5 protein-coding genes are annotated in these 14756 nt (G+C 58.0%); all 5 read right to left on the bottom strand.

The window, feature by feature from the left end:
- Nucleotides 1–121 precede the first annotated feature (121 nt).
- Nucleotides 122–676: a hypothetical protein gene (locus tag IFT99_RS04335; RefSeq protein ID WP_244656892.1), complete on the bottom strand. Its 555-nt coding sequence runs from the start codon at nucleotides 674–676 to the stop codon at nucleotides 122–124.
- 994 nt (nucleotides 677–1670) lie between these two features.
- Nucleotides 1671–2267, bottom strand: coding sequence for an imm11 family protein (locus IFT99_RS04330; protein WP_192130598.1), 597 nt, complete (start codon nucleotides 2265–2267; stop codon nucleotides 1671–1673).
- A gap of 1 nt (nucleotide 2268) precedes the next feature.
- The gene (locus IFT99_RS04325; RefSeq protein WP_192130597.1) at nucleotides 2269–10656 is read right to left on the bottom strand and encodes a two-partner secretion domain-containing protein; all 8388 of its coding nucleotides are present in this window, start codon (nucleotides 10654–10656) and stop codon (nucleotides 2269–2271) included.
- 31 nt (nucleotides 10657–10687) lie between these two features.
- Complete coding sequence (locus IFT99_RS04320) at nucleotides 10688–12409, bottom strand: ShlB/FhaC/HecB family hemolysin secretion/activation protein (protein ID WP_192131002.1); 1722 nt, start codon at nucleotides 12407–12409, stop codon at nucleotides 10688–10690.
- A 508-nt stretch (nucleotides 12410–12917) separates the two neighbouring features.
- Nucleotides 12918–14753 (bottom strand): glutamine--fructose-6-phosphate transaminase (isomerizing), encoded by a 1836-nt coding sequence (glmS, locus tag IFT99_RS04315; protein ID WP_065988065.1) that lies wholly within the window; start codon nucleotides 14751–14753, stop codon nucleotides 12918–12920.
- Nucleotides 14754–14756: the final 3 nt, after the last annotated feature.

The raw sequence follows: 14756 nt of genomic DNA, 5'->3' as shown, positions 1-14756 counted from the left end.
ACGCTTTCCTTTTCAGTGGTGCCGGTAGGCAAGCAGCCAAGATGAAGATAAAGGAGGCAGACTCATTCGAGTTGTAAAGGGCTTAACACTCAACTAAATCCGCCAGCTTCTCGCTGAAACTTTACGTATTAAACAAAACTTTCCTCAGCAAGGCCTGCCTCTCAGCCTGAGCCCCTACGGCTGAAGTGAAGCACTGATCATAGGCAGCGATTTTCAAAACTCCACCCAAATCTTCTACTTCAAAGCAGTCGACATCCATTAACGTCTTTTCGTCCACACCCTCTACCTGAAGCAAGGATTTATTTACCCACATGACAGCGCCAACTGCCTCAATATAGCCGCTTTTTAAAACCCAGCGCCCAAGATTTTTTGATATATCTACGATCTCTTGGGTCAACGGAAAAGGAAGCCCGTTACTTCTCTTGGGCAGATGAGCATGCTCAGCGCACTCAACTTCAAAGAGCGTAAGACTCTCGGCATTCTGCCAACGCTCATACTCAGCGTCGTAAATTCGCGCCTGAACAAATCCGGACTCATCGATCAACCCTTCCATCAAGGATTGGGCCACCTCAATCGAGTTAGCCAAGTGCTTCATATCAAGCCGATAAATCGCTTTATCTGCCACATACGAAAACTCAACAGAACCGTTTGCCAGTTCAATAAAAAACTTCGACACTTATTTTTTATCAAGTAATCCGAGACGTCCGTCAACAATAATCTCTTGCCCGAGAATCCATCAGTGACGGCACTTTCATTAATTTTTCTGAGCGGCTGGATCAGGCTTCCCCACACATCTGAAGTGCAATCACGTAACCTCTCGTTAAAAACAACTTCAATTTCAACCATATGATTAGCCACAAAATCGTTTAGTGATCACGCTAATATTATGTTGCTTTCCGTACTCTATTACCTTGCTCGCGTCCGCCAACCCACCCCGCTGGAACCCAATGGGCAAAATCTTCGTTTACGGCGAAAACAGGGGTCAGACCACTGTTATCTTCCAAGACCTTGTAATTTACCGCCTGCACTCAATAAAATATTTCGGGAAGGGCCAATACGATAGCAGCCCCGTCATTAGCGCCCCTCCAAAGAAAGCAATCGAAGCAGGAAACATGCTGTTCACAACGCTCAAACTGAAACTATTACGACGTAAATGAGAATCCGCCAAAAACATATATAAAGAAGCAACTACAGCCCCGAAAATCGAAACACTCCTGCAAACTTTTAAAGTTCCAGTCGGCTTAACAATGTTTATACAGCATGCAAATGCAAGGGAAGGCAAAAAACTAGCTCCGCAATAAATGGAGCAGTCAACAGAATTGAAAACGCGTCCCCCCCCTCACTTTCCCTGGCTAACCAGCGTTGCTAAAACAGTCCTACAAGCATGACTATTAGAGAAATTGGTTCTATGAGCAGACCTGCGAAAAAAGGGCAAAATAAAAATATGAAGAATATTTTCATTGCTAGGTATTTTTTTTAATTTCATTGCGCGCACCTTGGGCTCGCTCAATAACCCAGCAACTTACATCCGAATTTAAATCTTGGCTTACAAGCCAAATATCAACGCCACCCTCTATGCGCTGAGTTTCCACAAAACGTATATATATCGTAAAGCTATCGACCCAATCCTAGCAAAAATTGGCCGAACCACCTCACCACTAATCAAGCAACTAAGTAACAGTTTCTTGATCACCAATGACTGAGTCAAACAGGACGCCGACGATGCCAGCCGCGATCAACCGCTGCCTCACTTCCTCACTAACTATAATAGCGCCCAAATACTTTTTTAGTCTAAAAATATGACTTGCACCTACCTTATCCAGATCGATTACTAAATTGTAGAAAGCACGGTAATTGCCAGCCATATCAGGCCTGACAGGATCATCAACTTCAAACTTTTTGAAGCGCGAGCATTTTTCATCTACACAATCAATTTGCGTCTCAATGATCATCAGGAAATAGTTCTGGCAAACTTCTTTATTACTTATTTCAACTGGCGCAAAAATGACATCTCGATAAGGCTCATCAACTTCTCGCAAGCCGACTAGCGAATTCCGTGCTTTTTCGCTTAAGACTGGAACACCTGCGTATCCAGCGAGGGAATAATCAACCTCTCTACCGTCGAACTTGACATCAAGCGTATACGTACCTGGCTCCATGAAATTAACTGGAGGATCACTAAAATGCCAGTTATTTACATGCTTTACGTCGCCAAGCACCCACTTATCGCAGACAGTTACGTCTTGCCGCATTAAATAATATTTCATCTCAGTCCCTCGTAAGCCACTTATTAACTTCACTACCCACGATTACTGCCTCCTTCTTAATCCCCTCTAATGTTCTCGTCACAGCTGATTGATAAGCTTGGGTCCCTGGCTCTAATCCTCGAGTAGCCTGCTCCAAGCTACCAAATACATACTGATGGTACTCGATAGGATGAGGCCCTCTGTGTCCTGGCACCGCAACCAAATTTTCCGTGGCGCTGTTAATATTAAGATTAGCTCCATCAAAGAATTGCTGGTATTCCTTTGTCCACGCAATCTGCCCATTCGCTCCAGAGGTACATTTATTAGTGCAAATATGGTGTATGGGTATGGATTCATAATTTACGGGTGCAGGAACACTAGCCCGACCGCCATCCAATGTAACATAGCCGCCACTGTTATCTCGGTACACTGGCTTTCCTTCTGCAGTATAACGCCCAGTTGAGTTATACACTCCACCTCTAGGTCCTGTGACCGTGGCCGTGCCGTCTGCATTCCGACTCAGATGATAGTCTACTGGTACGTTGAACTCAGGTGAAGCTAGGGCTAAAGGCTTGCCTGATGGTACCTCTCCAACTGCTTTCAAGTTGCCCGTTGACAGTTCTTTCGAAAGCCCCTCTACCAAATCTGCAGACTCGGCGACCTTACCTTCCAGATAAAGTTTTTTAGCTTTCCCTAAGATTTTCTGGGCTGCATCGCCGGCGCCCGGGATCAGCCCAACACTCGCCACTGCATAGTCAAACGGATCCTCAGCCTCATAAAAGCCCTTCGCATCGCCGTAAACCGGAATGAAGTCTGATCCAAATTCAGCGAGCTGCTTAGCCAGTCGCTCTGTCTGAGCAAGGGCAATCGGGCTATCTACTTGCCTAATGCTTCGAAGCTCCGCCTCAATGGAATACGCCGCAAGCTCCTTATTTTGATCAATTTGCTTAGCCTGCTCTTTAGCCTCAGGACCGAATCTCGCAACCACCAGGCTTCTAGCAGCCGCGGATGCTTCTTGCCGTAAAAAACGACAGGTAGTACCAGCACCATTCGCAGTGCAGGCCGTGGTTAGCGCCAAATCTCGATTTTTATCTAGAGCATCCAGAGCGTCAGCACGCCCGCACGCAGCGCTATCTCCGCCCTGGCATTTTTTCTTGGCAGCCCAGCGCTCTTGATTTTCTTCATGATTTAGATAGTTGTACTGTGTCGAATTTCCCGCAACCCATGCTCCGGTTTGCAAACTCTCACCGTCAGCATCGCTGTCAACCGAGGCCGCCAACACGCCAATCAACTGCGAACTCATCACCAGCAAACTTTTTCTCTTATCCTCAGGCATGCTGGCGTACTGTTTGGAGAGGCTATCCACCAAAGCCTCATTCACACCGGCTGCCAATGCGCCGGTGCGGAAATCGCCGCCAGCCGCTTCAGCTGCCAGCCCGCCCATCAACGCGTGCAGTCCAATCTTGGTGATGCCGCCGTCGGCAAATCGATTCTTGGAGACGTCACCAATCATGTTGAAGCCATAAGCAGCAAATGCATTGGCAAGGCTGCTTTGCAATGCGTCCCCAAGGCTGGCCTCCCCTCCCAGCGCCTTAGTCAGGATGGCCGATGTGCCATTTTGCAGAACCTGATTCGCAGTGAATTGACCAACACCTTGCCAAGTACTCAGTGGGCTAGCAGAGGCTACTGCGCCTGAGTTAGGCAGCGCGGTAGTAGTGCCCGTCTGCGTGCTGGTCCAGTCGTCATACAATCCTGCGGTTAGCCCTGCAGTAACACCGGATGCAACATAGCCTCGCATCGCATCGCTGGAGGTTACGTCCTTAAACACTGCGCCTAAATTGCCACGGTTATTGATCGTACTGATCGCACCATTACTGGCCATGCCGCCAAGAACGACGCTGCCCGCAGCATTGGCCCAGCCTGCCGCAGACGTGGCGGTGGCAGCAGCCGTCGCACCAGCCATCGACGTGCCCGTTCCAGCAGCGGCGATTGCACCCGTGGCAGCCCCCATCGTGAAGTAGGTAACAATGATCGCTATGACAATTTGCGCGCCGGCACCCAGGCCTGAGTTGCTGTATTTGAAGCTGTCGTGCAGCTCTTTGACCTCACGCCAGTCAACATCGCCGCGCTGCTCCATTTGCTTGATCCAGGCGAGGCTTGGGTCCGCTTGGACCATCGCGTCAATGGTCTGGCTTACGGTGTTCTGGTTAACCTGCCTTACATCAATCCTTAAGCCGTCCACGGCCTTGATCGCCAACTCGCCCTGCGCCTTCAACTCACTCTGACGCAACGTCTCGTCGGTATTACCCTTACCCTTGGCGCTCGTCCAGGCTAGGTCACCCTTGCTTTTCTCGTGGCTCTCTTGATGCAAGTCTTTAACCGCTTCGAACGTCACCGCGCCGTCGCTGGCAATCGTCAGGTCATTAGCGCTGTCGAGCTTGGCGCGCTGATACAACTGGTCGCCGCCACTGACAAGCGATAAGTCGCTCCCCGTCTTGATCTCAGTGCCGACATTGGTAACGCGGGTTACCTCATCGCGCTGGGTCTTTTTGGAGCCCCAGCCGCTGTTTTTCTTCATGTCGTAGAGGGTGTGCGTGCTGTTCTCAGCCGCCAACAAACTCAACTTATCCCCGCTGTACAGATAAGCCTCATTCCCCGCGCTGATCTTGCTCGCCACAATCGTCGTATCGCGCCCGGCCTGGCTCACAAAGTCCCCGCCTGCCGTCAACACGCTAGCCACTTGGGTAGTCTGGTCATCCGAGGTCTTGATGCGTTCCTTGCCGTGTTTTTCCTTGCCCTCGACGTTGTGCATCTCGCTGACCGACGCCACGTTGAAGTCGCGCCCGGCCTGAATATTCAGGTCTTTGCCGGCTGTGGCCGTGCTGCCGATGATGTTGACGTCCTGCCCGGCTTTCATATTGAGGTTGCCGCCTGCCGCGACGCTGGCGGCGAGGTTTTTGACGTCGGTGGTGATGCTGGATTTTTCGCCGCCGTCGCGGGTCTCGTGCTTGACGCGGGTGTCGCTGGCGGCGATCAGGTTGAGGTCGCGGCCGGCGGTCAGGTTGGCGTCTTTGCCGGCGGTGAGTGCGCCTCGGTTGGTGAGGTCGCGCCCGGCGTCGATGGCGAGGTTTTCGCGGGCGACGATGGTGCTCGCGCTGGTGTCGGTGAGGGTGCGCATGCCGGCGCCGTCACGTACCTGGATCGCGGTGTTGTCGTTGGTGATGTCGCCCTTGAGGGCGGCGAGGCTGACTTGGTTGCCGCGAATTTCGCCGGCCATGGCGTTGCGGATGCTGTCCTGGGCCAGCAGGCTCAGGTTGTTGCCGGCTTCCATCAGGCCGCCGGTGTAAATGCTGCCGCTGCTGACGGCGGAGAGGTTGTTGCTGGCGCGCAGGGTGCCGACGTTGATCAGGTCGCCGCCGGTGACCAAGTTGAGATCGCGGCCCTGGATCAGGCTGTTGCCGCGTACGTTGCGTGATTCGGCCTGGGCCAGGTAGAGCACCGGCACGAGGACGGTCTGGCCGTCGACCACGCGGTTTTCCATCCACACGATGTCGTGGGTCAGGGCGCCGACTTGCTGGCTGGTGAGCGTCACGCCGAGGCTCAGGCGCAGGGCGTCTTTGCTGGCGAGGGCGTTGTCCATCAGGTAGCGGAATTGGTCGGCGTCGCTGTAGAGGCCGCCGGCGAGGAAGCGTTGGCCGGTTTGCGCGAGGACGGCGTCGCGGATCAGACGGCTCTCGTATTGGCCATCGCCCAGGCGGCGCCAGGCGTTGTCATCGGTTAACCCGAGTTTGCCGAGCATGTAATCGGAGCTGAAAAAGCCCGTGGTGGTGGCAAATTCCGGGTTGGTCTCGATCAGGTAATGGCTGGTCGGGTCGGGGTTTTTGACGAACAGGCCGTACTCGCCCTTGGGCGTCTGGAAGTTCGGCGCGGTGGTGGGGTCGACCGGCGCGAACGGCGTGCCGGTGTAGTCCACGGGTACGAAGCCGCCGCCGGGGGCGACGCTGGCAACCGGCAACAGGCTACCGGCGGCTTGAGCGCTTGGGTCGTTGGCGTGTTTGCTCAGGTTGATATTGATGCCGCCGACGGGGATCCCGGTCTGGTCGTCGCCCAGGGTGCCGGTCAACTGCGCCAGAGTGTTGTTATGCAGCGTGCCGTTTTGCAGGGTGCGCGCGACGTTGAGGTTGACGGTGCCGCCGGCTTGTATCGTGGCCGCGTAGCCTGGGCCGCCGTTGTCGGTCCAAGTGGTGACGTCGCTTGAGTGGGCGAAAGGCTGGCTATCGGGTGAGCGGTTTTTCAGTTCTTCGAAGCGCGCCTTATCGAAATGCCCAGCCGCCGTGGCCGCATTGAACGCTGGAACGTCGACATATTGCATGCGTTCAAACAAATCGTCGGAAACGTGACCTGGCGTGCTGACGACAATCTTGCGCTCCCCTGTGCGTGTCGCGGCGCCCTGATTCAGCAGGTCACCGGCGGTGATACTCAGGTCGCCGTTGGCTGCCATCAGGCTGTAGCGGTTCTGCACATTGTCGCCTTGCACCAGCATGTTTTTGCCAGCCACCAGGCGCGCCGCTACCGAATCCTTGGTCGCCGCCTCAAGGTACGTCTCGTAGATGGTGATCTCGCCACGTTCCCAGCTGTCTTTCTCGCCGCAGTGCTGGTAACAGATCCAACTCAGGCTGCCGGTGGTCAACGTCTGCCCGAGTTCGAACTCGTCTTTGGCGTTTTCGATAAAGCCTGCATTGATGCCGATGGAGCCTTCGCTTTCCACGGTGCCGGAGCGGTTGCTGAACAGCGCCGCCTTGCCGCCATCCGCCGCTGCAAAACTCAGGTCGCCCTTGCTGTAAACGTCGCCATACAGGTTGCTGAAACCATTACCGCGCAGCGTCATGTCGCCGCCGCTGAACAACAGCGTGTCTGCCGCGTTGTTGATACCGTTGACGGCCGTCAGGTTCACCGCGCCTTGAGCACCAAGGGTGCCCCGGTTATTGATCTGCGTCGCTGCGATGTCCAGCTGCTGACGCGCGGTGAGTAAACCGAGGTTGTCCAGAGTCCCGCCCAGCTTGACCTGGGTATTGAGGCCTGCGAGACGGCCGCCGTTCTGGCTGAGGTTATTCGCCGCCACACTCAGTGTTTGCAGGGCTGACACCCGGCCGCTGTTGGTCATGTCGCCGGTGGTGGTGATGCTTAGGTCACCGTCGCTGAGCAGTTCTCCGCCGTTGTTCAGGCTGGCTACGTCGAGGATCAAACCCTTGCCGCTGGCCATGCGATCGCCCGCCTTCAGGGTCAGGCCTTGGGTGCTTTTATAGGTGAGGACTTCGTTTAGTTGCACGCTCCCCAGGCCATCGACGGTGCCGAATGCCCAGTCGGCGCTGCCCATGCCGTTGATAGTGCCTTGGCTACCGGTGAGGCTGGCGGTATTGATGTGGAACGCGCCCAAGCCCGCATGCTGCAACAGGCCAGACGTGTTGTTCAGGCTGGCAGCATCGAGGTTGAAAGCCGTGCTGCCGAATTCGAGGGTGCCGTTCTGGTTGTTGAGTGCGCCGCTGAGGTTGAGGCTACTACTGGCACCGGCCAGTGCACGCAGCTGGCCGCCGGCGCTATTGTCGAGGTTGCCGCCCGTGAAGGTCAGACCCTGGTTGGCCTCGATCAGGCCGCCGTTGTTGGTGAGCGTGTCGCGTGAAGTCAGGTTGATCAGGTTGCCGCTGATCTGGCCATCTGCGCTGTTGTCGAGGCTGGCGCCGCTGACGGTGGCCTGTTCTTTGGCGAACAGTTTGCCGCCGCGATTGGCCAGGGCTTCGACGGTCAGCTGCAAGTTGCCGAGCAAGCTTGCCATCAGGCCGCCGTCGCCGTTGTCCGCCGCGTTGGCGGTGACGGTCAGGGTATCGCCCTGCACGGTGCCACCGCTGTTGTTCAGGCTGCCGGTATCCAGCTGGGTGTGCGCGCCTGCGCTGAGGATCAGGCCTTTACGATTGGACACATCGCTGCCGCTATAGCTCAGGCCTTGATCGCCAGCCAGCAGTTGGCCGCCGCCGTCGTTGTTCAGGTGTTGGGCGGTGATGTCCACGCGCTTGCCGCGTAAAGTGCCGCCGATGTTATCGAGGGTAGTGAGGGCCTTGACCAGAATGCTGCGCTCACCCGCATCAAGGGTGCCGCCAGCGTTGGTCAGCAGGTCGCTGACGTTGAAGGTGATGTCGCCGCCGTCGCTGACCAGGGCACCTTTATTGCTGTTGGTGAAGGTCGGCGCAGTCACTTCGACCGACTGGCCGAGCAGGATGCCCGCGCTGTTGTCGAGGCGCTCGCCGTCCAGCTGCAACAGGCCTTCGCTTTGAATGCGGCCTTGGGCGTTGAGCAATTGGCCCGGTCCTTTGAGCAGCAGGCTCACCCCTTGCGCACCACCGGCCAGCAGGCCAGCGTCACGGTTGTCCAGGCTGGACGCGCGTACGTCGAGTTGATCACCCAGCACACGCCCGGCGCGGTTGTCGATGTCACCGCCACTGGCGTCGAGCAGCAGCTGCTTGCCGACGATCACGCCGCTCTGGTTATTGAGTTTCGCAGCGTGAAGCTCCACGTTGCCCTGCCCGGATTGCAAGCGGCCCTGAGCGTTATTGAGCTGCTGGGCGGTTACCACGGTCAACTTGCCGGTATTGGCGCTAAGTACGCCATTGGCGTTGCTGCTAACGCTGCCTACGTTGAGATTCAGGTCGGTGCCGGCCTGGGCAAAACCCTGGCTGTTATTCAAGGCATTGGCGACGGAGAGGTTCAGCGCGCCGTTGTCGGCCTGGATCAGGCCCTTTTGGCTGTTGTCGAGGTCGCCGGCGTTCACCGTCAGCGCACCGGCGACCAGCACGCCGTTCTGGTTGTTGAGGCTGGCTGCGTTGACCGTCAGGTCGTTGGCGACGATTTGCCCGCCACTGTTGTTCAGGGCGGCACTGCTGAGCACCAGGCTGCCGCCGGCCATTTCAATGCGGCCCTGGCGGTTATCCAGGGAGGCCGTGTCGAGCGTCGTGGCCTGGCCTTCACCGAAGCGAATCAAGCCGCCCAGGTTGGCAATGGCAGGTGCGCTGATTGCCAGGTTTTGCTCGCCGAAGATGCGTGCGGTGGCGCCCTGATTGGTCAGGTTGCTCGTATTGACGCTGACGGTTTTGGCCTGGACGATGCTGCCCTGGTTGGTCAGCGCCTGCGCGGCGGTGATCGCCAAGGCGCGGCTGGCCAGCAGGTCGCCACTGGTGTTGACGGTTTGCGCGTTCACCACCAGGTCGCCGGTGGCGTTGCGGCTGTTGTCCGCTGCCACGCCCGCTTCTATGATGCCGGCGTTGGTCACGCTGGCCGCGTTCAGTTCAATGCGTTGGCCGGCGGCCACGCTCTTCTGGTTGACCAGGGCTTGAGCGCTGGTGATGTTTACGTTGCCGGTGGCGTAAACCTTGTCAGTCAGGTTAACGCTCTGCGCCGTAACCCTTACGTTACCGGTGGCCGCCGCCTGAGCCATGCTCAGGCGCCCATTGGCATCCAGTTGAATATCCCCGCCACTGGCCGCCAGCGTGCCGTCGAGCTTCACGCCCACACCGGCCTCGGTGCCCACCAGTTTGATCGCGCCGGCGTACATCCCGCCCAGGGCCGACGAGTCAATCGCCAGCTCGGGCTTGGTGCTGCCATCGTCTGCGCGGGGTGTGGCTGTCAGGCTTTGGGCGTCCACATCGTTGCGACCGGCGATCACATTCAGTTCGCGCGCATTGATCTGCGCGTTGATCTTGGCCGAGCGGGTGATGATGTCGAAGCGGTCGACGTTGCTGGCGTTCAAGCCTTCCCCGTCGATGGTCACGGCGCCGCCGTCGACCTGGTAGCTTTTCAGTTGGCCGTTCGCGTCGAGCACCGGCTTGCCGGTGGTGAGGGTGACGTTCGGTGTGTTGATGAAGCCGCAGCCGCTGCAGGTAACACCGTACGGGTTGGCAACGATGACTTTGGCCGACTGCCCCGCCACTTCGGTGTAGCCGCGCAATTGGCTGGGGTTGCTGCCGGTGACTTCGTTGAGGATAACGTTGGCCGCGCCGCCCTTGAGGTTGGGGTTGCCGACGATATAGCCGCCCAACTGGGTGTTGGCCACAATGCCGGTGGCGTTGTTGAGGATCACGCCGTTGGGGCCGACGTTGTAGTCCTGGAACTTGTTATGGGACAGGCCGCTGCCGTTCGGCGTGGCGATGTTCACCACGGGCACGCCGTTGCCCGCCTGGCCTACGGTGGTGCCCGGGGCACTGACCACGATGCCTTCGGCCTGAGCCAGCAGTGGCTGCCAGAACAGCGCATTGATCAGGATCAGCACCAGGCCGCGCTTGGGCAGGCCGAAGAACGAGTCCCGCGGCTTCAGCGCAGAAGAAGGTTGGCGAGCGAGGAAGGCAAACTGGCGAACGTCCATTGTCAGATTCTCGATGTAACGGGGCGTTGAATTACAGGAAGAAATCCATACGGAAGTAGATCGGCGCTTCGCGCTCGGTGACTGCTCCCGGTCTTTCTAAAGAATGGGCAAAGGTCACGCTGGTGCTGACGTACTTGCCCCGAGCGAACAGCTCCAGGGAATTGCTGGACACTCGACCATGCACGTCGCCGTTGTAGCGGTCGTTGCTGATCACGCCCTGGTCGTAGCCGACGCTGGTGCCGTACTCGGCAAAGGCCGGGCGCATCCAATCCAGCGTTACCGGGCGTGCCCAGCGCACTTCGTTGCGCCAGTAACCGCCGCTGTCGCCGGTAAGCTGCTGGTCCTTGAGGCCGCGTACCGAGGCCGAGCCACCCAGGCTCATGCGTTGCGGGCTGAAGAGGATGTCTTCGCTACGCTGACCGGTGGCCAGGCTGGTAAAGCTGAACGACTCGCCCCACAGCGTGAACGGCTGCAGGTAGCTGACGGTGCCGGTGTATTTGCGGTAGCGCGAATTGGCCTGCCGGTTGCCGAACTCATCGCGTTCTTCTTCAGACTGGGCATCGAGCAGGCCGATGCCGTTCTGCATGCCGAGGTCAAGGTTGACGAACGCATTGCCGATGCGCCGACCGTGGTTGAGGCCGAGTTGGAGTTCGCTGAGGCGGTTACTGCTCGGCTCGGTGCGCACGTCGAGCACGTAGTTGTTGGTACGCAGATGGGCCAGGCCGACGTTCACCGAGGTCTTGCTCACGTCATCGCGATGGATCACCCGCTCGGCGCGCAGCTGGTGGTTCTCGTTATCGCCATTGAGCTTGAATTCGCTGCTGTCGGTCTGGCCGTAGGTGCGATAGTCGCTTTCGCTGTACGTGTAGCTGAAGTTCCACCAGCCCCACGGCACGTTGTAATACAGCATGTTGTTTTTCGAGGTTTCCTGGTGGTCACTGACAGCGTCGTGGCCGCTGCGCAGTATCAATTGGTCGCCCAGGCCCAGCGGACTGTCCCATTCCAGGCCCGCGTCCCATTGCTGTTCACCGGTGCTTTCCTGGCCGTCGTTGTTACGCGACAGGCTGGCGCGCCAGGGCTTCTGCGGGATGTTCCTGACCACTACGTCACTGCCGCCGATTTGCTGGCCCGGGGTCAATTGCATTTGCGCCTGCCTGGAGGGCAAGCGGTTGAGTTGGTCCACCAGTTGCTCGATCTCGCGCAGGTCGAGCGCCTCGCCGACTTTGCCTGGAAAGGCCATAGCCAGTTCGCGGTCCGTCACGGTGCTGCCCTCGGCGGCTTTCAACGCTTCGAGTTTGCCTTCGACCACCAGCACCTGCAGGTGACCGCTGGAGAGGTCTTGTTGCGGCAAGTAGGCACGGCTGGTGACGCGACCCTTGTCGATGTAGTAGTCGGTGATGACCTTGAGCAGTTCGTTGAGCTGCGTCACGCCCAGGCATTGGCCGATGTAAGGTTTGAGCAGGCGCGTGCGGTCGGTGGCGGACAGGCTGTCGGCCCCCTTGAGTTCGATGTCCTGGATCGGGAAGCAGCGGCTGTCGGCCGGCGTGGCCGGGGCCTCGGGCTTGGCCTGTTTGCCGGGCAAGTCCTGAAGCTCTTGCAGGCGGCGGCTTTGCTCTTCGAGCAGGCGGTTCTGCCGGTCGCGGATCAGGTCTTGATCGCCGGGCGTGGGGGCAGCGGTGGCGCTGTTCAGGCTCACACACGTGAGCAGGAAGGTGCACAGCAGTAACCGAATCCGTGGCAATGACAAGGGAATGTTCGATCCGTCGAAAAATCAAGGGGCGGCAAATTAACATCGAACCCCCCGGTGATCCAAAGCGTTGGATCAGATGGGCGTTCTTGACAAATAATTCTGCAAGTCTTTGATTGGTATAGGAATAAAGTACAAAAAAGAGTTACAGCCTGTTACCGGCGTGGTTGTTCCGACAAGCGGCAGCCGTTTGGTAACAGAGCGGCGAAGTTTACCGAGATGCTATTAATTAGCCATCAAGCTACTGCCGAGACACCTTAGTACCGAGGAATGCAGGAAAGTTCGCACGAGGTTTGTGAACTGGATCCCAATTATCAAACTGCCGCGCCAACTCAGAGGGTAGATCCACGCGCTGAGGTCTGTGCTTATCTCACCGGCAGGTTAACGCGCACTAAACTGCGCTTTAAACGGCATAAAAGCTCACCGGAGTGAGCTTTACGCTTAACGCGTCGAGGGCTTCGATTCCCTAATTCGCTGGGACGGTGGCGACCTCGGCCAATGCCCTGTGGATAACTTATTCCACCGTTACAGACTTCGCCAAGTTACGCGGCTGATCCACGTCCGTCCCCTTCAGCACTGCCACGTAATACGAAAGCAGTTGCAGCGGGATGGTGTAGAGAATCGGCGTCAGTGCATCGAGGATATGGGGCATGGAAACCACATGGGTGCCCTCTCCGTTGACCAGCCCGGCCTGTTCGTCCGCGAAGACGATCAGCTCGCCGCCCCGGGCCCGCACTTCCTGCAGGTTGGATTTCAGCTTCTCCAGCAGCTCGTTGTTTGGTGCCACGGTGACAACAGGCATGTCGCTGTCCACCAAAGCCAACGGGCCGTGTTTCAGTTCGCCGGCCGGATAGGCCTCGGCGTGGATGTAGGAGATTTCCTTGAGCTTTAACGCCCCTTCCATCGCCACCGGGAATTGCGCGCCACGCCCCAGGAACAGGGTGTGATTCTTCTCGGCGAACAGTTCGGCAATTTTCTCCACCGTTGTGTCCATCGCCAGCGCTTCACCCAGGCGGGTCGGCAGGCGGCGCAGTTCTTCCACCAGTTCTGCTTCCACGCCAGCGCCCAGCGTGCCTTTGACCTGACCCAGGGACAGCGTCAGCAGCATCAGCGCGACCAACTGGGTGGTGAACGCTTTGGTCGACGCGACGCCGATTTCCGGGCCGGCCTGAGTGAGCAGGGTCAGATCGGACTCACGCACCAGCGAACTGATGCCCACGTTGCAGATCGCCAAGCTGGCAAGAAAACCCAGTTCCTTAGCATTGCGCAGCGCGGCCAAGGTGTCAGCCGTCTCGCCGGACTGGGAGATCGAAACGAACAGCGTGTCCGGCTGGACCACGACTTTGCGGTAGCGGAATTCGCTGGCCACCTCGACCTGGCAGGGAATACCAGCCAGGCCTTCGAGCCAGTAACGCGCGACCATGCCGGCGTGATAGCTGGTGCCGCAGGCGACGATTTGCACGTTGCGCACTTTAGCGAACAGCTCCGCCGCTTGCGGCCCGAATGCCTGCACCAGAACCTGCTGCTGACCGAGGCGGCCTTCCAGGGTGCGCTGCACGACTTTTGGCTGCTCGTGGATTTCCTTGAGCATAAAGTGGCGGTACTCGCCTTTGTCCGCCGCTTCTGCGCCCTCGTGGTACTGAACGGTCTCCCGCTCGACGGGCAGGCCGGAGGCGTCCCAGATCTGCACGCTGTCGCGGCGGATCTCGGCGATGTCGCCCTCTTCCAGGTACATGAAGCGATCGGTGACCTGACGCAATGCCAGTTGATCGGAGGCGAGGAAGTTTTCCCCAAGGCCCAGGCCCACCACCAGCGGACTGCCACTGCGAGCGGCAATCAGGCGATCCGGTTGCTGTGCGCTGATGACCGCAAGACCATACGCGCCGTGCAGTTCTTTGACCGTAGCCTTCAAGGCAGCGGCCAGGTCAGGGGTGTCCCGCAGTTTGTGGTGCAGCAGGTGGACAATGACCTCGGTGTCCGTGTCAGACGTGAACACGTAACCCAGACCCTTCAAGCGCTCGCGAAGCGGCTCATGGTTTTCGATGATGCCGTTGTGGACCACCGCCAATTGCTCGTTGGAGAAATGCGGGTGCGCGTTGTGCTCCAGCGGTGCGCCATGGGTCGCCCAACGGGTGTGGGCAATGCCGAGGCGTCCTGTCACCGGTTCGCCGGCAAGAGCCCGCTCCAGTTCGTTCACCTTGCCGACTCGACGACGACGCTCGAGCACGCCGGCGTTGTTGAATAACGCTACGCCAGCGCTGTCGTAGCCCCGGTATTCCAGGCGCTTGAGACCCTCCAGCAGGATCGCAGTCACATTCCGTTCAGCAACAGCGCCGACAATTCCACACATGGT

Source organism: Pseudomonas sp. CFBP 8772 (assembly GCF_014841665.1).
Classification (GTDB): domain Bacteria; phylum Pseudomonadota; class Gammaproteobacteria; order Pseudomonadales; family Pseudomonadaceae; genus Aquipseudomonas; species Aquipseudomonas graminis_B.
Note: the sequence above shows the minus strand (reverse complement) of the source record. Positions and strands in the feature narration are given on the sequence as shown.